This window comes from Bacillus sp. 522_BSPC (assembly GCF_001076885.1).
GTDB classification, from domain to species: domain Bacteria; phylum Bacillota; class Bacilli; order Bacillales; family Cytobacillaceae; genus Niallia; species Niallia hominis.
On sequence record NZ_JVDT01000045.1, the window covers coordinates 1 to 23,753 of the forward strand.

Genomic DNA, 23,753 nt, shown 5'->3' on the forward strand with positions numbered 1-23,753 from the left:
GATATTTTCTATTTCTAATAATGGTGGTAAATCCGATGGTTGGACATTTCGAATGAGCATTTTTATTTCTCCCTATTCTTCATTTGAAAAAACTATATAAGAAATAAACTAATTCTTCCTTCTTCATTATTAATAATATTATGCATTCTTGTACATATTTTTCAATAAAAAAAATCAAGTTAAGGATGAATATACAATAAGCCCCATAAAAATGAGAGAGACACTCATAAAAGATGTGTAAGTTAATCTGACAATATAGTATTTTTTTGGAAGAGGGCATGCTAAGATTATTTATAATTAAAAAGCGGAACTTAACTTCTGAATTTCGGGAATCGAAAACAAGTGTAGTTGTAACTGAATTTAGAAGTAGAAAGAGGTGGTTTAACTGCTTGATGCATCTAGAATACAACATAATGTAATAATAGAATCTTTTGGCGATTCAGCAATTGTTGTTCGTTTTGGTAATTGCATTGACTCGGGTATTCATCAAAAAGTGCAAATGATAACTAACTATTTAGAAAATCATGCTTTTCCAGGATTTATTGAATGTGTTCCAGCATATACAAATGTAACGGTTTATTATCATCCTTATTTAATTTATGAATCTTATAGAAAAACAACCAACCAATCTTTGTCTCCTTTTCTTATCGTGAAATCGCGAATGGAAGAGATTGTAAATCATCTTGAAGAAGCAGAAATGACCACCAATCGAAAAGTGGAGATTCCAGTATGTTATGGTGGAGAATACGGTCCTGACTTAGAATTTGTGGCAAGATATAATAATCTTACTGTTGATCAAGTTATAGCCCTTCATTCTAGTGGAGAATACTTTGTCCATATGATAGGTTTTGCACCAGGATTTCCTTTTCTAGGAGGAATGTCAGAAAAGATTGCGACACCAAGGCGTTCTACTCCAAGACAATTGATTCCTGCTGGGTCAGTAGGAATTGCTGGAGTACAAACAGGGGTATATCCTATTGCTACACCTGGAGGATGGCAACTCATTGGTAAAACTCCCTTGCAACTATTCTTGTCCAATAAAAATCCTCCAAGTTTACTTCAAGCTGGAGACATTGTGAAATTTTTTCCTATATCAGAAGAGGAATTCCTTTTCCAGAAGGAGGAAAAAGCATGACAATTACCGTACTTAATTCGGGCATGCTTTCAAGTATCCAAGATTTGGGGAGACATGGCTTCCAGAAGCATGGCGTGATCGTTAGCGGGGCAATGGATAGCTATTCTCTTAGAATTGGTAATTTAATTGTCGGTAATAAAGAAGAAGAAGCTGGCTTAGAAATTACTTTGTTAGGTCCTACACTTTTATTTGAAAATGATATGCTTATTGCTATTACCGGAGGAGATCTATCCCCAGCAATAGAGGGGAAGAGTGTTCCATTATGGCGTCCTGTTTTAGTGAAAAAAGGAAGTGTGCTAAATTTTGGAAAAATAAAGTCTGGATGCCGTGCCTACCTTTGTGTTGCCGGGGGATTCACTGTTCCTGAGATGCTAAATAGTAAGAGCACCTATTTACGTGCTCGTATGGGTGGTTATAAAGGCAGGCCCTTAAAAGCAGGGGATAGGATTGAGATTAATTCGATATCTCATCTTTCTGAGAAACTTATCATTAAACTCCAGAACAACAAAGCATTAAATGCATTTACTTCAACCAACTGGTTTGTAGATTTCCATAAATTTATTACATTTTCTAATGAATACAGAATACGAATTTTAGCTGGAAATCATTTTTCGATGTGCTCTACTAACAGTCAGATGAATTTTTATACTGGAAAATATACTGTGACTCCACAGTCTGATCGTATGGGGTATCGAATAAATGGGCCGGAAGTGAAACTAAACGAGAAATGTGAGCTGCTTTCTGAAGCGGTAACGTTCGGAACCATTCAACTTCCCCCTGACGGCAATCCCATAATTCTTGTTGCAGATCGACAGACAACAGGTGGCTATCCAAAAATTGCGCAAGTAGTTTCCGCGGATTTATCTTTAATAGCACAAATAAAGCCAGGAGAAAAAATTAGTTTTCAAGAAAGTACCCTACAAGAAGCAGAATACCTAATCATTCAAAAGGAAAAAGGAATGAGAGAGCTAGATATTTTTTTAAAAATGAAAATAAATGAAAATCGTTTCAACTAGGAGAGGTAAAGGATGCAAAATAAAAATAAAACGGTAATTAAATCAAAAGATATACTCACCCTTTTTATTACTTACCCAAAACTATCTTTTAATGAAATTATTTCCTTATCAGGGGTACCTAAGACATCAGTGCATCGTATGCTTGGTTCTTTAGAAGATATGGGTTTTCTAGAAAAGGATGAAGAAGGAAAGTATTCACTAGGGCTATTATTCTTGCAATTTGGTCAATTGGTTGCAGACAGACTTGATATTCGCCAAGTTGCCTTGCCTATTATGCGAAATCTACGTGATGAGGTGGATGAAGCGGTTAATCTCATTATACAAGATGGAAAAGAAGCAATTTATATTGAGAAATTGGATACGAATCATCCCGTTCGATTATATACAGCTATAGGTAGAAGATCGCCTTTATATGCTGGGGCATGTTCTCGCATTATATTAGCTTATCTACCTGAAGAAGAGAAGGAAAAGTATTTAGAAGAAGTTATTTTGGAGCCGATTGGTGAAGGAACTATTACAAACAAGAATGAACTTCGCTATCAATTAGAAGAAACCTGCAAAAACGGTTATACAGTTAGTAAATCAGAGCTTGAAAATTATACAGTATCCGTATCAGCTCCAATTTTTGATCATGAAGGAAAAATTATTGCTGGAATTAGTATTGCTGGTCCAGAAGTGCGTTTTCAAGAAGAGAAGCTTGATCTTTTTATTCAAAAGGTAAGAGAAGGGGCAAATGCAATCTCTGTAAAACTAGGATATAAAGTAGGCGTGCCACAGTAAAGAAGGAAAAATTAAATATATTCTGAATCTAGTATATGGAATAATTATCCACTGTAATGATTTATTATACAACAAAATGTAAAAATATTGTCAGAAGATCTAACAAAACATTTTACAATTAAATTTAACATGCTAGAATGAAACTCATAATAAATATTCGGAACTTAAATTCCAAATTTCAGAACTTGAACATTTATTATGGAAAATGATTACCAATTCCAACAAAATGACAAACTTTATCATTCAGAATATTTTTTACTTTAAAAATTCAAAAAATTTAAGATTATCAGATTTTTCAATTAGTTGTTTTCTGATATTTTGAATATAGAGGGGCTGATTTTTTGACAGAAGAAGTGTTAACTGTAAGAGATTTGGAAGTGGGCGTAACGGCGGGTGGAAGCTATATCAACATTGTAAATAATGTCTCTTTTTCGTTAAAAAAAGGGACAACCCTCGGAATTGTTGGTGAATCAGGATGTGGAAAAAGTATGACATCTCTCGCCTTGATGGGCTTATTGCCTCCTAATGTAAGCTATAAAGGTGGAATAATCAATTTAAAACAAAGAGACTTAACAAAACTTAAAAAGAAAGAGTGGAGGAAATTTAGAGGGAAAGATATTGCAATGATCTTCCAAGAACCGATGACCTCTCTCAATCCTGTTTATACAATTGGTTATCAAATAGTAGAACTTATTCGAAATCACCAAACTATAACGAAAAAACAAGCATATGAACGAGCCTTACATATGTTAGAGCTAGTAGGGATTCCTCGACCAACGGAAGTACTCCATGAATACCCACATCAATTATCTGGTGGAATGCGACAACGGGTGATGATTGCAATTGCATTATCTTGTAATCCAGACATACTTGTTGCAGACGAACCAACGACTGCTTTAGATGTAACGATACAAGCACAAATTCTGGAATTAATGAAAAAAATACAAACAGAGCTAGATATGTCCATTATTCTTATCACCCATGATTTAGGAGTAGTTGCGGAAATGTGTGACACTGTCATTGTCATGTACGCAGGAGAAGTGGTTGAGGAATCAAATGTAGTAGAGCTTTTTCAAAATCCTAAACATCCGTATACAAAGGGATTATTAGAAGCTATACCGGACATCGAAAATGAACGGGAATACTTATCCTCCATTCCAGGGGTAGTACCTTCCCCGGGGAATATGCCAGAAGGTTGTAGATTTGCACCAAGATGTTCTATGGTCCATGAAAGGTGCAAAAAGGAGCCTCCTACTTTTTCAATTAATGAGAAATCAACATGTAAGTGTTGGTTATATGATCAAGCATACGTAATGGAAGGAGTGCTTGCTGATGACAAATGAAGTTTTACTTGAAGTAAGGAATTTAAAAAAATATTTTCCCATTAAAGAAGGATTATTTGGAAAAAAAGAAGGCAAACAAGTGAAAGCTGTTGATGATGTTTCCTTTCAAGTTTATAAAGGAGAGACACTTGGGATAGTTGGAGAATCGGGTTGCGGGAAAAGTACGACAGGTAGATCGATTATTCGCCTTTTAGAACCTACAAATGGCGAAGTTTATTTTCAAGGGAAAAATATTGCAATGCTTAATAAAGAAAAGATGAGATTACTGCGCAAAGATTTACAGATAATTTTTCAAGATCCTTTTGCTTCCTTAAACCCACGCTTGAAAGTTGGAGAAATCATAGAGGAGCCACTAATCAATTTTTCTTTATATGATAAGCAAGAGAGAAGGAAAAAAGTACTGAAACTAATGGATCAAGTAGGGTTAACAGCTAGTCAGATTGATCGCTATCCCCATGAATTTAGTGGGGGACAACGACAAAGAATAGGAATAGCGCGTGCACTGGCAACAGATCCTAAGCTAATTGTGGCGGACGAACCAGTCTCTGCTTTAGATGTTTCTATCCAATCTCAAGTTCTTAATTTGCTAAAGGATTTACAGAAAGAACTGGGATTGACCTATATGTTCATTTCCCATGATTTAAGTGTCGTGAAACATTTTTGTGACAGAATAGGGGTTATGTATTTAGGAAAGATGGTTGAAATTTCGGATAAACAGAGCCTATATAATGATCCGTTACATCCATATGCTAAGGCATTATTATCAGCGTTACCGGTTCCAAATCCTTTGAAAAAACGGGAAAGGATTATTTTACAAGGGGATGTACCAAGTCCTTCTAATCCACCTGCAGGATGTAGCTTTCATACTAGATGTAATGAGTGTATGGAAGTATGTAAATCGGTTACCCCGAAATTACAGGAATTTTCAGATGGAAGATTGGTAGCATGTCATCTTTACAATAAAGAACTGAGTGAAAAAATTAGCTAATAGTAGAAATCAATAACTAGGAAAATGGGGGACAAAAAATGAGAAAAACAATTAGTTTTAAATTTATATCTATTGTAGTAATAGGTATATTATTATTGGCTGCATGTAGTTCAAATTCGTCATCATCAAGTAAAAGTGATGATAATTCAAGTGAGGAAAATCCTGTTACAGACAGAGGTAATGAGATTGTAATTGGGGTAGCTACAGAACCTCAAAACTGGGATCCAATTGATACGTTTCGTTTAGATTGGAGTACGGTAATGACCTCTGTTTATGAAGGGCTTGTTACGAGAACAGTAGATTTAGAGATTCAACCAGGATTAGCAACTGAGTGGGAATATATTGATGACAATACATTACAATTTAAATTGCGTGAAGGAGTTGTCTTTCACGATGGAGAGCCATTTAATGCTGATGCTGTTAAGTTTACTTTTGATCGCTTACTTGGTGAGGAAGGTGCAAAGGGACCGCAACAAGCTAATTATACATCAATAGATCATGTAGAAGTTGTGGATGACTATACAGTAAATTTCATTATGAAAACGAAGGATCCTGTAATTATCACAAAACTAGCAGGCTATGGAGCAGTAATCGTACCGCCTAAATATATTGAAGAAAAGGGCGATGAATTTTTCAATAATAATCCTGTTGGAACAGGTCCGTTTAAGTTAACAGAATACGAATCAAATAATAAAGTTGTACTTGAGAAAAATCCTGATTATTGGCAAGCAGAGCTTCCAAAGTTGGATAAAGTAACTTTTAGAATAATACCAGAGTCTGCTACGCGACTTGCTGAATTGCAAACAGGAAAAATTGATATTATGAAAAAAGTGGAAGTTAGCCAAGCTGAAACAGTGAAAGATAGTTCATTTTTGAATCTAATAGAAGTCGGAACACCAACTGCTAATGCCATTCGCTTTGACCTTAACGAAAAACCTACAGATGATGTTCGAGTGAGACAAGCTATTAATTATGCGATAGATAAACAAGCGTTAATTGATGAGATATTAAGTGGATATGGAAAACCGATTGCTTCGTTCCAAAGTGAGTTATCATTTGGGAATAATCCGGATTTAGAACCTTATCCATATGATCCTGAAAAGGCGAAAGAACTTCTTAAGGAAGCGGGTGTTGCAGAGGGAACAGAATTAGATTTCTATATTTCTGGAACAGATGCAACGTTTAAAGAAATTGCTCAAGCCGTAGCTTTCTTTTTAGAACAGGTTGGATTAAAAGCAAATATTAATAGTGTAGATAGTAATACATTAGGAACAGAATTAGTCCCTCAGGGTAACGCTGGTCATATGTGGCAACAAGGCTGGGGCGGATGGACATTAGATTTTGATAATACTGCTTACTTAATGTATCACGAAGGTGAATATTACAACCCTACTTTTAAAGATGATAAGGTAGAAGAATTGTTAACTGCTGAAAGAACCACTGTTGATCAAGAGGAACGTGAAAAGATTTTCATGGAGTTAACAGAAAGAATTTATGAACTTACTCCTGAAATTCCATTATATTCTACAGTTGATTTATATGCTGTGAATAATAGAGTGAAGAATTTCCAACCACCACATGATGACCGTATGTTTTTAGAAAATGTCACTGTTGAATAAAGAAAGAGACCTAAAGGATAGTATGGTTCATACTATCCTTTATCTTAAAATTAATAATTAGGTGGGATCCGCATTGATACAATATATTCTGAGGAGATTATTGCATACTTTATTTGTTATTTTTGCGATTTCTTTATTAGTCTTTTTCTCTATTCGGTTAACGGGAGATCCGGTTGCTGTAATGTTTCAGGCTGGAGAACCAACTAATGAAGCGATTGAACAAATAAAGAAAAGTCTTGGGCTAGATGAACCTTTATATGTCCAATATTGGATATTTTTAAAAGGTATCATAACGTTTGATTTAGGAACTTCCTTTCATTCAGGCCAATCAGTAAGTCACATGATTGAAGATAGAATGGGAGCAACAGTTATTTTAGCTTTAGGAGGAATTGTGGTAGCGATATTAATTGCCTTCCCAATTGGAATCCTCTCTGCTTTAAAGAGAGGAACATTTATCGATTTTTCAGGTCGTGTTTTTTCCTTATTAGGGGTTTCTTTTCCCAACTTTTGGTTAGGTATTATGTTAATGATTATATTTGCTGTCAATCTAAAATGGTTTCCTTCTTCGGGGTATGAAGGGTTTGAATACTTAATTCTTCCTTCTTTTACACTTGGATTAATTTTATCTGGAGTGTTAGCTAGACTAGTAAGATCCTCGATGCTTGAAACACTTAATCAACAGTATGTCTCAACAGCGAGATCCAAGGGAATAGCGGAATGGAGAGTTATACTATTGCATGCTTTCAGAAATGCACTAATACCAACCATTACTTTTCTTGGATTACAATTTGGCTCCTTGTTAGGTGGAACGGTTATCATTGAATTAGTTTATTCATGGCCTGGAGTTGGGAGACTAATTGTGGATGCCATTAATCAACGGGATTACCCTGTAATTCAAGGTGGCGTTATTGTCTTGGCTTTATTAATGGTAATAGTAAATTTAATTGTCGACTTAAGTTACAGCTTTTTTGATCCTAGGATTAAAGCAGGAGGGAGTGCAAAATGATGGAACCTTTAGTAGAAAAAGCTGAATCTACCATTCTTTCTAGTGAGATTGAAAAAAAGAAACAGTCAAAAATAATGAAGTTTTTGGTGTTTCTGAAAAATAATTTAGGGGGAATGATCGGTTTATTGCTTGTACTGATAAGTGTCATGTGTGCTTTTTTTGCCCCATTAATTGCACCAATGGATCCTGGAGAAGCAAGTTTGACAGCTAGATTAGCTCCTCCTTCATGGATTGATGAATCAGGAGAATCAAGTTTTTTTCTAGGTGCAGATCAATTGGGAAGAGATCTCTTTAGTAGAATTATTTATGGGGCAAAAATCTCTTTAACAGTTGGCTTTTTTGGAGTCCTTATAGCGCTAGTTATTGGAACGGTATTAGGATTGGTATCTGGTTATTTCGGAAAATGGCTTGATGATATTATTATGCGTGTGGCTGATGTTCAGCTTGCATTTCCTTTTATTTTATTCGCAATTGTTATTATGAGTGTATTAGGAACAGGTATTTGGAATATTGTGCTTATTCTTGGCTTAACCTATTGGGTGGGATTCGCTCGATTAATCAGAGGTCAAGTAATCACGCTTAAAGAGCTAGAATATGTTCAAGCTGCCAAAGCTGTAGGAGGCACTAATTTTTCTATTATTAGGCGACATATTTTCCCTAATATTATTTCCTCTATATTAGTACTCGGCACCTTGTATATAGCTGAATTCATACTTTTAGAAGCGTCCTTAACTTTTTTAGGGCTTGGGGTAGACCCTACAATTCCATCATGGGGTGGAATGTTGGCGGATAGTAGAAATTATATAGCATCTGCATGGTGGACGTCGACTTTCCCAGGTATTGCTATTATGTTGACAGTATTTGGTTTTAATCTACTTGGAGATTGGCTTCGAGATAAATTGGATCCAAATTTAAAATTATAAGGTTGGGATGATATGAGGGATCTAAATTCTTTATGGAAGATAGGCGGATTACTTGCAGACAATAATAATGATGGAGTTCCTGATGGGGTAAATGTTTGTATTTGCTTAAAAGAAGATTTTATTCCAATAGCACTAATCGATTTTTGTGGAAGACTAGGCTTTGAAACAACAGCTCTTTCTTTTGATTTTTTTAAAGAATCAACAAAGTATGATTGGAGAATTTATTTTGAAAAAAATGACGTAGAAACGGCATGTCAAATTGATGCAAGTGGAAATCTAGTATTCACCTATAATAATGGAAAGGATTTGGATAAGCTGATTCGCTATTTTGCACATTATTGGCCAGGTGAAAATTTAGATGGACCAGTTTATAAAGTCGGCTTTCAGGAAAATGAATTTTTTGCATATGCAATAGATGGAAAGAGAATGCATCTACCCATTCCTGTCACTTCTATAGAAAAAGAAACTGAATATTATCCTATTCAGTCTTTATCTGATTTTTGGGATGGAATTGGTTTTACGAAGGTTAAAGAAGCAGCGCCTGCAAAGGAAACAAAGGTTGGTTTTCGTTTCTTACAACCTTGTACTAGCAATCTTATAAGGGAGGCATGTTATTTAGCTGCTAGAATCGGCATGATGTCTACAGAGCTTCATTTCCCTCTGACTGACAGTATTTGCAAGGACGGAATTACGATTGAATTTATTGATAGTAAGAGAGAAGAGGAAATTGTTTTTTTGCCGAACACTCAAATACTTCAGTTTAAAGGAAAATCTGCGATTCTTCCAAAAATGGTGAATTTTTTCAGTAGTAGCAAGCACTATTCTGAAGGGGGATCCTATCTATCATGGGAACAAGAGCTGGAAGATAATAATAAGGCAATGAAGGAAGAGGTGATGTTTCATCTAAGATGGGAGGATAAAGGGGAAGTACAAAGAATGATAGAGCTATGTCAGCAACAAGCAAGCATTTATCAAGGGAGAAAAGATCTTATGATTGAAATCTTTCTATCGGAACCAACAGAGGTTCGAAAACAAGTGAAAGAACAAGTAGAAGAAATATTCGACACCAACCATGTAAAAGTTCGTTCTGCTTTCAAACCTGGATTTTTCTGGATTGAGGAAGAGATTCTGCCACTATTAAAGCAACATGCTGACAATATTAGCCACATAATGATTGAATGTGAAAAAGATTTATTAGCAGGAGTAGAATTACCAATTAGATGGATTCAAGAGTTATATCCAGTTGATTTATTAATAGAAAGAGAGATAGGAATTTTAGAGGAAAATATTCATTTTTCTCTAGTAGAAAGTCCTCCTTCTACCTATTGTTTGACAGCATATAATAGAGAGCAGCAAATAATCGTACGTGAAAAGCTGACCGTTCCTGTTCGTGAATCTCCCTATATAGATAAGGGTAAGAAAGTTTTCCCTACAACAGGATTGCTACGGATTAGAGAAAATGACAAATGCCTTTATGAAAAGTTACATATGACCGACAGAGAATCTTTTTATTTTTATTACCAACATGAAGTGATGGAGTTACTATTTAAAGAGATTGGCAATATAGAAGAAGGCCAAGGATTTTCCAAACCATTATTTGATCGAATAGATGTTTATGCAACGATGAGTGAAGAAGAAAGAAAGCTTTTTCTGAATGAAGAACGAATCTCCTCTATGGAGGCATTGCATGAAGATATCTATTTTAATACATTAGATTACTTTATGCTAAAAGGGGAAGAAACGGTTGGGAAGGGTTATACTGCCCCTGGAGGTGTCCACCCTTTTGTGAAGGCAGTAAAAGCTGCGACTCCCTTTGCCGAAATAATTGCCTACAGGTGGCAATCAAAGAGTAAAGATAGGTGGCTAACAGAAAAAATTGATTTTACGAAGAATGGTGATGCTAGATTTGCTTACCTAGTAGATGTAAAGACGAACAAGCGTAAAAAGGTTGCTATTAAAGTAAATAAAATTTATAAGCACAGACAATCAGAACAGATACGGGAATGGTATCCTGCTGTTTCTTATAAAGGGAATCCGTTGCAAATACTAGAGGTTACTGCTCCAATGAAGGAAGAGTTTCATTCTTCCATAAAACTATCCATCTATAAACCTACTATCTTTATTGAAGCAGGACATCATGCGAATGAAGTGTCCAGCACACCTGCTATTTTGGAGTTAATTCAGGAAATAAAAACGGATGTGTTACAAAAGGTTAATCTTGTCGTACTTCCTATGGCAAATCCTGATGGGAGAGAATTACATAGAAAAATGACAAAAGATAATCCGGAATGGAAACATCATGCTGCCCGCTATAATGCAGTGGGATTGGAATATCGTGATGTCCTTTACCAGGAAACAGAGTTTGGAGAGGCTGATGTTATTCCAGCAGTGATGAAAAAATGGGCACCAGATGTAATCGTTGATGGACATGGAATCCCTTCACATGAGTGGGTACAGCCATTTGCAGGATATAATAGTCCTCCAAGATTTCCGGTTTCATACTTTATCCCGAATGCCCTAATATACGGAATAGGTCGTCAGTTAAATAATAGTTCCCTCCATGTTGAGAATTTGAAGAATATTATAAAAAGTATTCAACAGAAAATTGTAGGAACGGATATTCAAAAAAAGAACCATTATTGGCTAAATCGATACAAAAAATATGGTCATAATTGGATTCCTGATATTTTCCCCCTTCAATTGCATGAGGATTTGATTTTTTACGTCTGGAATGTAGAAGCTAATGCTTCTGCGACCAGTGCCGTGTCTAGATTTCCAGATTGGATAGCAGCTGATATTATATCAGAAGCAGCAGACGAAACAGTGTATGATAAAACATTAGAAGCTTGTATAAAAGCACAAAAGCTTTTTCTTACAGCTATTATTGAAACGATGATTCAAGATAATATCCGAGTGAATCATCGAGTTAATAAGAAAAAGCGTGCAATATATAGAAAAAGACCAATAAGACTAAATGAGGTGCAGGAATATGAAAAAACTACTACTAACTGGATTTGAACCATTTTTAGATTTTCCCATTAATCCTACCAAGCAAATTGTAGAAGAATTGGATGGAACAATGATAAATGATTACTTAATAGTTGGTAAAATTCTTTCGGTTGATTTCTCTAAATCTGGTAATGAAATTTTAGATCATTTTAATTCGGTTACACCAGATGCCGTCATTTCATTAGGATTATCCGGTGGACGATTTAAAATTACGCCAGAACGAATAGGGATTAACTGTAATGATGGAGCCAAAGACAACAATGGTAATCAGCCAGTTGATGAAAAAATAATCGAAGAAGGACCTGATGCAATCTTCAGTACACTTCCTATTCGCAAAATGGTACAATCACTTACAAAAAATGGTTTGCCGGCTGATATTTCCAACACAGCAGGTACCTATCTTTGTAATCATGTTATGTATAGAATGTTATATCATATTAAGAAAAATCAACTTAATGTGAAATCTGGATTTATTCATATTCCGGCTTCCCATGAACTTGCAATTCAGCATGGGAAAATACCAAGTATGTCTCATGCTGATTTGGTTAGAGGGATTCGATTGTGTATTGAGGAGATGTAAGGAGGAAGGAATCGCCTTCTATCATGTTAAGCTCAGTTATTGGAGATCGGCTATGCTGGTCTTTTTTTATTAAATGCTTTTGAATAGTTAGGCTAGGTGAAAAACAAAACATTAATGACCATTCTAATGTTAAGAATAGAATGGAAAGTTAGAGTGAATGAAACACAGATAATGTAAGTAAGATTGCTGAATTACTATTGTTGACTTCTAATCCCTCTCGATTATTACTACCAAATAAAAAACCGTAACATTCCTACCTAAATTCCCCTCCTAAGGAAATCCCTAGCTAACTAATTCAATTGGTTAACAATTCCATCAAAAATCTCAATCCTTATCTAGCAAAGCTTTCACCTAGCAATCTCTCTATTACCACTTTTTGGACGATGAATAGAAATATTACATCTGATAGCTTAGTAGTAGACACAGAAACAACTACTAGGAGGTAATAGAATTTGAAGACACTAAAGAAGCTAATAGTAGCCGCTGGAATAGTGTTATCTTTTTCAGCTTTTACATTAATAGAAGAAGCAGAGGCAGCAACGAATCGGACGATTCAATCTGGAGACACCTATTGGAAAGTAGCTACAGGATTTGGGATTCCTGTCAGTGATTTAATGAAGGCTAATAATAATAAACCGTTAATTACAGGTCAAAATATGATTCTACCAAATGCAACAGTCTCACCGGCTGATAAAGATTTAATGGCACGATTGGTACGTGCGGAGGCAGTTGGGGAACCTTATGCTGGGAAGGTTGCAGTGGCAGTTGTTGTTCTGAATCGTGTGAAAAGCAACGAATTTCCAAATACGATTCGTAATGTCATTTATGAAAAATCAAATGGCTATTATGCATTTACTCCAGTTCAAAATGGGGAAATAAATAAAGCTGCTGATGTAGAGTCAAAAAGAGCCGTGAATGAAGCCATTGCATTAGGCAGCCAAGGAAATGGTTCTCTTTATTTCTTTAATCCAAAAACAGCAAAAAGTGACTGGATTTTAACACGAGAAGTAACGGTTACAATTGGAAATCATCGTTTTGCTAGATAAATAGTAATAGAAGCGCCAGTTTTAATAGATTGGTGCTTTTTTTGGACTATTTTTGTTAAAATGAAATGTAGAACATTTAAACAGAAGGGGTAAACCATATTGAAATGGAGTTATGTAACTCGTTGGATCTTTGATAAACCACTAAAAAATAGAACTTCCTTAAACATATACGAAGTCGAAAAATGTCTTGGCTTTGGTGCATATGGGATGATTTACTTGTGCACAGATAATCGCTCAGGAAAGAAATATGTAGTGAAACAATTGCGGCCAAGCAAAGGGAAAAAACAGCGCGAGTGTGAACGATTTAAGGATGAAGCAGCATTATTGAGAAAAATAGAGCATCCCGCGGTCCCAGCTCTAATCGAGGAATTTAAAATAGGAACTCAACATTATTATGTGATGGAATATGTAGAGGGAGATAATATAGAAGATTTATTATTTTTTCAAAATCAAAAGTTCACAGAAATAGAAGCGCTAGAACTGATGACTCAACTTCTCTCTATTATTAACTATCTTCATCAACACAAAATCTTTCATTTAGATATTAGACCACCAAATGTTCTTGTTAGCGAAGGTATAGTGTATTTAATTGACTTTGGTCTTGCTAAGCAAGTGGAAGATGAGGAGAAAGAAATGAGCAATTATCGTCAAGATGATTACTATGATTTTGGTCAAATACTTTTGTTTTTATTGTATTCCGAGTTTAAAGGGAAGAAAAGCAAAAAACGGACATGGCTTGAGGAATTAACTTTGCATCCTGCAACAGTAAAGCTTCTTAAAAAATTGTTAGGCATTTCTGAACCTTATACGAATGGGGATAAAATTGAAAATGATTTAAAAAGTGTGAGGGAAGCTTTAAAAAATAAAAAATGTATAAACTAAAAAATCTTGTACATCTGAGTACAAGATTTTTTAGTATTAACTACTACTATGCTTCCGGCGCTTATAATAATGGCTCCCACCGTATGGATTGCGTTTTCTATAGTCAGAGCTGCTGTAGCTTTTGTGTTTGTGATAACCTCTTCGGTCACTACTGCTATATCTTTTATGACGACGGCTTTTACTGTAGCTGCCCGAAAATTGCTGTATTTTCCTCATGATTTTTCTAAACAAAGTATCACCTCTTCTGATATACGGATTTAGATATTATTTTATCAAACAACGCATAGATATAACGAAAATTTACAAAAAAAATACATGATTGTAATAAAAAAGATTGAATCGTAATAAAATAGTGCTTACAAAAATATATGTACTTAATCGCACGTACTAAGTATATCGGATTTGTTATATAAATATTGCATTCTAGTAAGAAATATAATAACATTTTTAATATTCTAAACAATTCGTTTTATTTGCGATGGTAGCTTCTTTTAGGCTATATCGGAAAAGGGGTAATGAGCATGAAATATGGATTTTGGCTACCTATTTTTTGGGGGATGGCTAAGAAATGTAGAAAATGAAAAAATGCCGCCGACGTTTGAATATGCAAAAGAAGTAATTCAAAGTGGGGAGAAATGGGGCTACGATACCACTTTAATAGCTGAATTATATTTAAACGATATTAAAGGCCCTGAAAAAGATTCTCTAGAAGCATGGTCAACAGCTGCGGCTTTAGCTGCTGTTACCGAAAAAATAGAAATTATGACTGCAATCAGACCAGGTTTTCATAATCCAGCTGTTGCAGCAAAAATGGCTGCAAACATCGATCATATTAGTAATGGGAGATTTACGTTAAATATTGTTTCCGCATGGTGGGAGCAGGAAGCGAAACAATATGGTGGCATCTTCACAGAGCATGATGATCGCTATGAAAGAACACAAGAATTTATTGATATTTTAAAGGGTTTATGGTCAGAAGAAACCTTTAGCTATAAAGGAAAATACTATGAGATTTCAAATACAAAATTATCACCAAAGCCGATTCAAAAACCTAATCCAATCCTGTATGCAGGTGGAGAAAGTCCAAAAGGGAAAGAGATTATTGCCAAAAATTGTGATGCCTATGTGATGCATGGTGGAACAGTGGGAGAAATTGCGGTAAAAATAAAAGGAATGCAGGAAGAAAGACAGCAATATGGAAACACGCCATTTTCTTCTTTTGGAATGGCTGCTTATGTTGTTTGCCGTGATACAGAAGAGGAAGCGCAAAAAGAGATAGAGAGAATTACCGATGTAAAAGAGTCATCAGCTTATGCTGGCTTCGATGATTTCGTTAATAAATCTCAACTAGAACAACAAATAAAGTTATATGACTACTCTGTTTCCAATCGTGGACTCCGTCCTAATTTAATCGGAACACCTGAACAAATAGCGAAAAAAATCCTAGATTATGAGGAAGTCGGAGTTGATTTATTGCTTTTGCAATTTTCTCCACAGCTTGAGGAAATGAAAAACTTTTCCGAAAAAGTTATGCCATTAGTTGAGACATTAAGAAAAGAAAGAGAAGTGACTGGGTGATGAGTAAAATATACGTTATTCATGAAAATAGTGAGTGGACGGTCCATTTAACAAAAAGACTAGATGAATTAAATTTGCCGTATGAGGAATGGGACTTATCAGAAGGTAGTTTCGATTTACTCCAAGAGCCGCCGGAAGGGATTTTCTATAGTAGGATGAGTGCTTCTTCGCATACTCGGGGTCACCGTTATGCTGCTGAATATACATCGGCTGTATTGGAATGGCTAGAATCTCATGGAAGAACGGTAGTAAATGGCAGTAGCGCTTTAAAGTTAGAGGTGAGTAAAGCAGCTCAATATGCTGCCTTACAAAAGCATGGAATTACAACTCCGAGAACGTTGGTGGCAACTGGTAAAGATCATATTATTGCCGCAGCAAAACAGCTTGGCAACCCTTCTTTTATTACAAAGCATAATCGGGCAGGAAAAGGCTTGGGTGTTCGCTTATTCCATTCCATAAATGAACTTGAGTCATATGTGGAAGGACCGGAATTTGAAGAACCAGTCGATGGTATTACCTTAATTCAACAGTATATCGAAACACCAGATCAATCCATTACAAGATGTGAATTTGTTGGTGGGAAATTTGTTTACGCAGTGAAGGTAGATACAGCAGGAGGATTTGAGCTTTGTCCAGCAGATGCATGCCAAATCGATGATCTATTCTGCCCTGTCGGTGAACAAGTGGAAGAAAAACCGAATTTTACTATCCAGCAAGGTTTCAATGAGCCAATCATCGAAAAATATGAACAATTCTTAGCTTCACAAGGAATCCTAGTTGCCGGGATTGAATTCATGAAAGATCATAACGGTACGATCTATACGTATGATATCAATACAAATACAAACTACAATGCCGATGCTGAAAAAGAAGCTGGCATATATGGAATGCTTCGACTAGCTACCTATTTGGGAAATGAATTGAGTAGTAGATATGGAGTTTCGAAGTAAATAGAGCAAAGGGACAGATAAGATTGTCTGTCCTTTTGTTCTGTAATAAGTTATATCTTGAAATATCGTTATCTATCAAGATATAATAATTCTATAAATTAAGCTAATTAATAGAATTATTAGCTTGTTCTTTACATCTAACTTTATTATATTGTTTTCTGTATACAGAATACAATATGGAAACGAGGGATAAATGGAAATAAAACATGCACAACCTATTTACCAGCAGGTTTATACAAAGTTTAAAGAACTTATATTAAGTGGTCAAATTTCACCTGGTGAAAAGTTAAACATGTCTAAATTAGCAGAACAATATAAAATAAGTAGAACACCATTAAGAGAAGCCTTACGACAATTAGAAAAGGAAAGATTGATCGTACAAGATGAAAATGGTATGAGGGTTGTCAATATTGATAAAGAGGATTTTCTGAAGCTATATCAATGTAGATTGTTATTGGAAAAAGAAGTTGTAAAAATGGTTGTTGATACAATTACTGAAGAGAATATTAATAAAATGGAACAAATATTAGATACTCTTAAACTTGCAATTGAGGAAAGAGATCATTTAAAAGTACTTGATTTAAATACAAAGTTTCACTCTGCTTTGAGAGAGAGCTGTCTGAATGAACATTTAATTCACTTATTAAATCATGTCACATCTTTATTGTTGATTTATAGAGCAAATATCAATCATAAATCTTCTTTTAATTATGAAATTTATGAGGAGCATGTTGAAATTTTAGAAGGGATAAAATCAAGAGATTCAAAAATAGCAGTAAATTTAATAGAAAAGCATCTCTTAAATGATCAAATAAGAGGGATGTCTGATTTTATTTGAACCACATTAGGTGGTTCTATTTTTTTGTAAAGATTTATTACTATGTTGTCTTTCTTTATAATTGACTAACCCTGTCAATAAATCATCCGATTGTTATGTGAACTTTCTATTGTAATTTTACTATTTTTTTTACAAATCTTCTCATGAATTCTTTAAGAGAAGATTTTGAAAGAGGAATTTAAATATTTATATAAGGAAAAGAATATAAATTTTATAAAAATAATATTGACAATATTCTGATTAAAAAATAAAATAGGGACTAGTTAATGTTGTATACCGTTCACTGTATACAGAATACACATCAAATAAAGGGGGATCTAATTTTGTATAAAAAATCATTAATATTCGCACTATTATTCGTGTTAATCCTTTCTGGTTGTTCAATGTCTGTAAGTAAAGAATCAGATACTGACGAAGGATTAAAATTGCCCGTTACTGAAAATTTACCGGAGGATCGAAAAGTTAGAGAAATTGAAATGTATGTTACAACGCCAGATTACGATGCAGTTAGATATGAATTTGGTTTAATGACAGCAGAAGAATGGAAAAAATTAGGGTTTGATGTGAAAGTAACCCCTTTAGAATGGAATCGTTTATCAGAGGTTGGAATTCAAAAGAAAGAATATGATTCTTTTACTCTATCGTGGGCTGGTCGAGCTGAGCGAATAGATCCCGATCATTTTATTTATGCAACGTTAGATTCTTCTCAAAGTGGAATAGGTGGATATAATGTTGCTGGATATGATAATCCAAAGTATGACAAGTTAGCGGAAGAACAACGAAAAGTAACAGATCCAGCACAACGAAAAGAAATAGTTAAAGAAGCACAAGAGCTATTTTTAGAGGATATTCCATATGCACCAGTTGCATATAGAGATCAAATTATGCCTTACAACAAAGCTAATTTTACAAATGTAAAATATATGGTCGGAGAGGGATTAAATAGTTTTTGGACGTTCATGGCAATTGAGCCAACTGGCGAACAAAAATATGTAAGATGGGGTTATCCAAGTGATATAAACTCCTTAAACCCATTAAGCTCAACAAACTCTCATGATTTCCAAGTAACTCGTTTAATATATGATAGTTTAGTAAGAATTTCGGAAACAGGAGAGCCAAAAAATTGGGCAGCTGAATCTATTACAGATAAGAATGGCGACGGTAAAACGTATGAAGTTAAACTTCGTTCAGATATGAAATTCCATGATGGGAAACCTGTTACAGCAAATGATGTTAAATTCTCATTTGATTTAGTAAAGGAAGTGGAGTCTCCTTACTTTATGGGGATGGTTAAACCAATTGAATCCGTTGAAGTAATCGATGATTTAACTGTTCGATTTAATTTAACAGAAGAATACTCACCATTTATTAGTAATACTTTAGCGCAAATGTATATATTCCCTGAACATTATTGGAAACCATTATTAGATGAAAAAGGAGCTCAAGGTGTTTTAGAAAATCAAAATTTAGATATTGTTGGTAGTGGTCCTTTTAAACTGGATTACTGGAAACGAGATCAAGAAATGAAGCTTGATACTAATAAAGAATATTTTACTCCAGCAAAAGTGGATGGGATTTTAAGTATTCCATACTCTAACACGGAAACAATGGTTGCTGCAGTAGCTCAAGGACAAGCTGATATTGGTGGTTGGTGGATAGAACCAACTCAAGTAGAAGATTTAAAAGAAAATGATCAAGTAGAGGTAATATCTGTAAAAGATATTGGTTTATACCATATTAATTACAATATAAGAAGAATGCCGTTTGATGATAAAGCTGTACGTCAAGCTCTTACTTATACCATTCCGAAAGAAAGAATTGTGAATGAAATATTAGAAGGATATGGAGAAACGGCGACAGCATTAATTAGTCCAGCGAATGAATATTGGTTTAGTGACGGATTGAAAGGTTACGATTATGATTTTGATGCAGCTGTAAATGCTTTGAAAGAAGCAGGCTACGAGTGGGATGAAAATGGAAAGATATACTATCCTGAAGGGAAAACGGATCAAGATAAATCGAATGGAATTGTTAAAGAGGTAGAGTAATTGAACAAGAGGGAATTGAGTAAGTTCACTTCCCTCTTCTTATGAACTTAGAGAAAGGGGAGAAATGACTGTGCCAAATATTCTAGCTTTTATAGGAAAAAGATTGCTCCAAGCAGTTTTAACTCTTTACATATTGCTAACCATATTATTTTTTATGTTCAGAGTACTTCCAGGTGACCCGACTACAATGTTTGTAGATGCTGCACTGCCTATGGAAGCAAGAGAGGCAGTACTTCAACAATTCGGGCTTGATAAACCTTTGTATGAACAATACTGGCTATACCTACTTAATTTTGTACAAGGGGATTTTGGAATATCATTTAGTTCAAGAGAGCCTGTTATGAGTTTAATCAATCATTATTTAGTTCCTACTATATTCTTAATGGGGTTTACCATCCTTATTGCATTAGTTCTAGCAATTATATTCGGAGCATTAACAGCTTGGTATAGGGGAACAAAGTTTGAAGCAATTGTTGTATCGGTGGCTCTATTCTTTCGAAGCGCACCTATTTTTTGGATTGGAATGGTAGCATTAGCTTTCTTATCCCATAAATTAAACTGGTTTCCGATAGGGGGAATGTATGAGCCTGGTAAAGATACAAGTAGTTTTTTTCAAACATATTTTAATCTAGATTTCTTCCATCATTTGTTACTTCCATCAGCAGTTGGTGCTCTGTATTATGTTGCAAGTCCTATGTTAGTCATGAGAAGTTCTATGATAGAAATAATGGAAGAAGATTTTATTGAATTAAGTAGAGCGAAAGGTTTAACCGAGGGCGCTATTATGTTTAAACATGCTGTAAGGAATGCTTTACTTCCGGTTGTTACGGAAATTGCATTACTTGTAGGCTTTGCAATTGGCGGTCAAGTATTATTGGAAGTAGTCTTTAATTGGCCTGGAATAGGAAGACTTATTGTCGATTCTATCCAGCGGAATGATTACCCAGTTGCACAAGCAACATTCTTTTTAATGGGAGTAATTGTAACAATTCTTAATCTTATTGCAGATGTATTATATGGATATTTAGATCCAAGAGTTAGCTATAAATAAGGAAGGGAGGAATAAATGATGAGTGGAAAGAAACTAATGAGAGCCCTATTACGTGACAAATTAGGCTTAATAGGTATTATCCTTTTGCTCTTCTTCATCTTATTAGCAATATTTGCACCTTATATAATTACACATGATCCACAAACACAAAATTATTCTGATGATGGTCAGCTGTTGAATATGACTCCCCCTTCTTCAGAACATATACTTGGAACCACAAAAATGGGCCGTGATGTCTTTAGCCAAGTTATAGCTGGAACTCGAGTTGCGTTATTTGTAGGATTCACATGTGCATTAATGGTAACCGTTATTGGAACTACTGTTGCACTTATTGCTGGTTACTTTGGTGGGAAGATTGATGATTTGTTAATGAGAATGACAGATATTGTCTATGGCATTCCTTTTTTACCATTTGCGATGATAATGGTTGCCGTACTTGGTCCTAGTATATGGAATATTATCATAGCAATTGTATTGATTTCATGGAGAACGACGACAAGGGTTATCAGATCTGAAGTGCTTTCAGTAAAACAAAGAACCTTCATTCAAGCAGCAAAATTAAATGGAGCTGGACCTTTTCGGATTATTTTTAGGCATATAGCACCTAATATAATTCCGCTAGCTCTAGTATTTGGTTCATTAGCGATGGGTTCAGCTATTGTAACAGAAGCCAGTATAAGTTTTTTAGGTTATGGTGATCCATTACTGATTAGCTGGGGGAAAATTCTTTTTGATGCATACGTAGCTCATGCTATAACCAAAGCTTGGTGGTGGGTTATTCCTCCTGGTATGGCTATTACTCTTTTAGTAATGTCAGGATTTTTTGTAAGTAGATCACTAGAGGAAATCTTGAATCCGAGGTTGAGAAGATGACAAATACTTTACTAGAAATTAAAAATTTGAGTACCTTTTATAAATCAATCGAGGGTCCGGTTAAAGCAGTAGATGAAGTTAACTTTGTACTTGAACGTGGTGAAAATCTCGGATTAGTGGGTGAATCTGGTTGTGGAAAAACAACGATTATAAAATCAATTATGAGATTGTTACCTAGGGGAGCATACTCAACGGGAGAAATAATTTTTGATGGTAATAACTTGCTTACTTTGTCGTTATCAGACATGAGAAAAGTACGTTGGAAAGATATTTCAATTGTCTCTCAAAGTGCTATGAATGCACTTGATCCTGTTTATCGTGTAGGGAATCAAATAACAGAAGCTATACTAAACCATTCTTCTATTTCGAAAAAAGAAGCATGGGAAAGAGCAGAGGAATTATTTGCACTTGTAGGTATTGAAAAAACAAGACTTTTGGATTATCCACACCAATTCAGTGGAGGAATGAGACAACGTGCAATTATTGCAATGGCTTTAGCTTTAAATCCAGCTGTTATTGTTGCAGATGAACCTACAACCGCTCTTGACGTGGTTGTTCAAGCTCAAATACTAAGAAGAATAAGAGATTTGCAAAAGCAATTAAATAGTTCAATGATTATGGTAACGCATGATATATCTGTTGTAGCAGAAACCTGTCAAAAGGTTGTCGTAATGTATGCAGGTAAAGTTGTTGAATCCGGTAGTGTTGAGGTAGTTTTCGGAAATCCTTATCATCCGTATACAATGGGATTAAAAAATGCCTTTCCTGATATAAAAGGAGAAAAATTTGATTTAATATCAATCCCTGGATATCCACCGGATTTAATCGATCCACCAAAAGGATGCAGGTTTGCCGATAGATGTCCGTTTGCGACATATATTTGTCAAACAAGTCAGCCTGATAATAAAGAAATTACAGAGGGGCATGTTGTAGCTTGTCACCATACTGATCAAGTGGAATCAATGAGAAAAGAAGCGCAAAAGTATGAAACTTGGCTAAATGCTTACAAAGGAGTTGAACAATATGGATAGTCTAGTAGAAAGTAAATCGATAAAAGAAATTTCAAAGAATGAAATTTCTCCAGATGCTGATTCTAGAAAAGTAGTTTATCAATTAAATAATTTAGAAGTCCATTTTCCGGTTCAACTAAAGTCTTTTAGTAAGTGGAAGAAAAATGCTCCCAAAAAGATAGTAAAAGCTGTTGATGGCATTACGTTAAGAATTCATGAAGGAGAAACAATTGGACTTGCTGGTGAATCTGGATGTGGGAAATCTACCTTGGCTAAAACGATGGTAAAGTTAGAAGAACCAACATCCGGTGATATTATCTTTAATGGGAGAAGTCTGAAGGATTTAAAAGCTAGAGATAATAAAACGTTTAGAAAACAGGCACAAATGGTATTTCAGGACCCATATGAAACGTTGAATCCTCGATTTTCGATTAAACAGACATTAGAAGAGTCTTTAAAGATACATGGTGTTAAAGGGAAGCAAGCTAGATTAAATAGAATGTTAGAAGTATTAACAATGGTGGGATTAAGACCTGCAGATAAATATATTGATCGATATCCTCATCAATTAAGTGGTGGTCAGCGTCAACGCGTTGCTATTGCACGTGCACTAGTAATAGAACCGTTATTTCTAGTTGCAGATGAACCTGTCTCGATGCTTGATGTTTCGATAAGAGCAGGTGTGTTAAATCTTTTTAAAAACCTTGTGAAAGAGTTGAATTTGGCAAGTATTTACATTTCTCATGATTTGTCTTTAATCAGATATGTATGCGATAAGACTGCTATTATGTATTTGGGAAGAATTGTAGAATTTGGAGACACGGAAGAGATGATAAAAAATCCTCTTCATCCATATTCGCAAGCACTCCTTGCGGCAGTGCCTAATCCTCAGCCCAAAGAAGATGGAATGATGGTTTCCCTAGATGATGAAGCACCAAATCCTATTAATCTTCCGTCAGGCTGTAGATTTCATCCAAGATGTCCCTTTGCAACTGAATTATGTAAAACAGTTGAACCAAAACCAAATAATGTTAATGGTAGGTTAGTAGAGTGTCATTTATATAATAGCTAATGAATG

At 35.0% G+C, this 23,753-nt stretch carries 19 protein-coding genes and 1 pseudogene; all 20 read left to right on the forward strand.

What is annotated here, in order from left to right; all coding sequences use genetic code 11:
- The first annotated feature begins 403 nt into the window (after positions 1-403).
- The 20 genes and pseudogenes from pxpB (at position 404) to ADJ83_RS04015 (ending at position 23,747) form a co-directional block, all read left to right on the forward strand.
- Complete coding sequence (gene pxpB / locus ADJ83_RS03920; RefSeq protein ID WP_048717009.1) at positions 404-1,135, forward strand: 5-oxoprolinase subunit PxpB; 732 nt, start codon at positions 404-406, stop codon at positions 1,133-1,135.
- Positions 1,132-2,151 (forward strand): biotin-dependent carboxyltransferase family protein, encoded by a 1,020-nt coding sequence (locus ADJ83_RS03925; RefSeq protein ID WP_048717011.1) that lies wholly within the window; start codon positions 1,132-1,134, stop codon positions 2,149-2,151. The genes pxpB and ADJ83_RS03925 overlap by 4 nt, the downstream gene beginning before the upstream one ends.
- Positions 2,152-2,163: 12 nt before the next feature.
- Positions 2,164-2,931 (forward strand): IclR family transcriptional regulator, encoded by a 768-nt coding sequence (locus ADJ83_RS03930; protein ID WP_048717013.1) that lies wholly within the window; start codon positions 2,164-2,166, stop codon positions 2,929-2,931.
- 341 nt (positions 2,932-3,272) lie between these two features.
- Positions 3,273-4,274: an ABC transporter ATP-binding protein gene (locus tag ADJ83_RS03935; RefSeq protein WP_082169239.1), complete on the forward strand. Its 1,002-nt coding sequence runs from the start codon at positions 3,273-3,275 to the stop codon at positions 4,272-4,274.
- The gene (locus tag ADJ83_RS03940) at positions 4,264-5,262 is read left to right on the forward strand and encodes an ABC transporter ATP-binding protein (RefSeq protein WP_048717015.1); all 999 of its coding nucleotides are present in this window, start codon (positions 4,264-4,266) and stop codon (positions 5,260-5,262) included. The genes ADJ83_RS03935 and ADJ83_RS03940 overlap by 11 nt, the downstream gene beginning before the upstream one ends.
- Before the next feature lie 38 nt (positions 5,263-5,300).
- Complete coding sequence (locus tag ADJ83_RS03945) at positions 5,301-6,881, forward strand: ABC transporter substrate-binding protein (RefSeq protein ID WP_048717018.1); 1,581 nt, start codon at positions 5,301-5,303, stop codon at positions 6,879-6,881.
- 73 nt (positions 6,882-6,954) lie between these two features.
- Positions 6,955-7,887, forward strand: coding sequence for a nickel ABC transporter permease (gene nikB / locus ADJ83_RS03950; RefSeq protein ID WP_016204070.1), 933 nt, complete (start codon positions 6,955-6,957; stop codon positions 7,885-7,887).
- The gene (locus tag ADJ83_RS03955) at positions 7,884-8,810 is read left to right on the forward strand and encodes an ABC transporter permease (protein ID WP_048717021.1); all 927 of its coding nucleotides are present in this window, start codon (positions 7,884-7,886) and stop codon (positions 8,808-8,810) included. The genes nikB and ADJ83_RS03955 overlap by 4 nt, the downstream gene beginning before the upstream one ends.
- Before the next feature lie 12 nt (positions 8,811-8,822).
- Positions 8,823-11,828 (forward strand): M14 family metallopeptidase, encoded by a 3,006-nt coding sequence (locus ADJ83_RS03960; protein WP_048717023.1) that lies wholly within the window; start codon positions 8,823-8,825, stop codon positions 11,826-11,828.
- Positions 11,800-12,399: a pyroglutamyl-peptidase I gene (pcp, locus tag ADJ83_RS03965; protein ID WP_048717025.1), complete on the forward strand. Its 600-nt coding sequence runs from the start codon at positions 11,800-11,802 to the stop codon at positions 12,397-12,399. The genes ADJ83_RS03960 and pcp overlap by 29 nt, the downstream gene beginning before the upstream one ends.
- 452 nt (positions 12,400-12,851) lie before the next feature.
- Positions 12,852-13,445, forward strand: a complete 594-nt coding sequence (locus ADJ83_RS03970; protein WP_053094365.1) for a cell wall hydrolase — start codon at positions 12,852-12,854, stop codon at positions 13,443-13,445.
- Between the two features lie 99 nt (positions 13,446-13,544).
- The gene (locus tag ADJ83_RS03975; RefSeq protein ID WP_048717027.1) at positions 13,545-14,327 is read left to right on the forward strand and encodes a serine/threonine protein kinase; all 783 of its coding nucleotides are present in this window, start codon (positions 13,545-13,547) and stop codon (positions 14,325-14,327) included.
- Positions 14,328-14,848: 521 nt separating this feature from the next.
- Positions 14,849-15,905 (forward strand): annotated as a pseudogene (locus ADJ83_RS03980) (LLM class flavin-dependent oxidoreductase).
- Positions 15,905-16,855 (forward strand): ATP-grasp domain-containing protein, encoded by a 951-nt coding sequence (locus tag ADJ83_RS03985; RefSeq protein WP_048717029.1) that lies wholly within the window; start codon positions 15,905-15,907, stop codon positions 16,853-16,855. Before ADJ83_RS03980 ends, ADJ83_RS03985 begins: the two are co-directional and overlap by 1 nt.
- A gap of 193 nt (positions 16,856-17,048) precedes the next feature.
- On the forward strand, positions 17,049-17,693 hold the full coding sequence (locus tag ADJ83_RS03990; RefSeq protein ID WP_048717032.1) for a GntR family transcriptional regulator: 645 nt from the start codon (positions 17,049-17,051) through the stop codon (positions 17,691-17,693).
- A 323-nt stretch (positions 17,694-18,016) separates the two neighbouring features.
- On the forward strand, positions 18,017-19,741 hold the full coding sequence (locus ADJ83_RS03995) for an ABC transporter substrate-binding protein (RefSeq protein ID WP_048717034.1): 1,725 nt from the start codon (positions 18,017-18,019) through the stop codon (positions 19,739-19,741).
- A gap of 70 nt (positions 19,742-19,811) precedes the next feature.
- On the forward strand, positions 19,812-20,792 hold the full coding sequence (locus ADJ83_RS04000) for an ABC transporter permease (protein WP_160314241.1): 981 nt from the start codon (positions 19,812-19,814) through the stop codon (positions 20,790-20,792).
- A gap of 15 nt (positions 20,793-20,807) precedes the next feature.
- A complete protein-coding gene (locus ADJ83_RS04005) occupies positions 20,808-21,665 on the forward strand; it encodes an ABC transporter permease (protein ID WP_048717039.1) in 858 nt (285 codons plus the stop codon).
- On the forward strand, positions 21,662-22,696 hold the full coding sequence (locus tag ADJ83_RS04010) for an ABC transporter ATP-binding protein (RefSeq protein WP_048717041.1): 1,035 nt from the start codon (positions 21,662-21,664) through the stop codon (positions 22,694-22,696). The genes ADJ83_RS04005 and ADJ83_RS04010 overlap by 4 nt, the downstream gene beginning before the upstream one ends.
- The gene (locus tag ADJ83_RS04015; RefSeq protein WP_048717042.1) at positions 22,689-23,747 is read left to right on the forward strand and encodes an ABC transporter ATP-binding protein; all 1,059 of its coding nucleotides are present in this window, start codon (positions 22,689-22,691) and stop codon (positions 23,745-23,747) included. The genes ADJ83_RS04010 and ADJ83_RS04015 overlap by 8 nt, the downstream gene beginning before the upstream one ends.
- Positions 23,748-23,753 lie beyond the last annotated feature (6 nt).

Excerpts from the sequence above, each read along its gene's own strand:
- ADJ83_RS03925 (WP_048717011.1), top strand. The coding sequence starts at position 1,132 with ATGACAATTACCGTACTTAATTCGGGCATGCTTTCAAGTATCCAAGAT.
- ADJ83_RS03930 (WP_048717013.1), top strand. The coding sequence starts at position 2,164 with ATGCAAAATAAAAATAAAACGGTAATTAAATCAAAAGATATACTCACC.
- ADJ83_RS03940 (WP_048717015.1), top strand. The coding sequence starts at position 4,264 with ATGACAAATGAAGTTTTACTTGAAGTAAGGAATTTAAAAAAATATTTT.
- ADJ83_RS03945 (WP_048717018.1), top strand. The coding sequence starts at position 5,301 with ATGAGAAAAACAATTAGTTTTAAATTTATATCTATTGTAGTAATAGGT.
- ADJ83_RS03955 (WP_048717021.1), top strand. The coding sequence starts at position 7,884 with ATGATGGAACCTTTAGTAGAAAAAGCTGAATCTACCATTCTTTCTAGT.
- ADJ83_RS03960 (WP_048717023.1), top strand. The coding sequence starts at position 8,823 with ATGAGGGATCTAAATTCTTTATGGAAGATAGGCGGATTACTTGCAGAC.
- pcp (WP_048717025.1), top strand. The coding sequence starts at position 11,800 with ATGAAAAAACTACTACTAACTGGATTTGAACCATTTTTAGATTTTCCC.
- ADJ83_RS03985 (WP_048717029.1), top strand. The coding sequence starts at position 15,905 with ATGAGTAAAATATACGTTATTCATGAAAATAGTGAGTGGACGGTCCAT.
- ADJ83_RS03990 (WP_048717032.1), top strand. The coding sequence starts at position 17,049 with ATGGAAATAAAACATGCACAACCTATTTACCAGCAGGTTTATACAAAG.
- ADJ83_RS04005 (WP_048717039.1), top strand. The coding sequence starts at position 20,808 with ATGATGAGTGGAAAGAAACTAATGAGAGCCCTATTACGTGACAAATTA.
- ADJ83_RS04010 (WP_048717041.1), top strand. The coding sequence starts at position 21,662 with ATGACAAATACTTTACTAGAAATTAAAAATTTGAGTACCTTTTATAAA.
- ADJ83_RS04015 (WP_048717042.1), top strand. The coding sequence starts at position 22,689 with ATGGATAGTCTAGTAGAAAGTAAATCGATAAAAGAAATTTCAAAGAAT.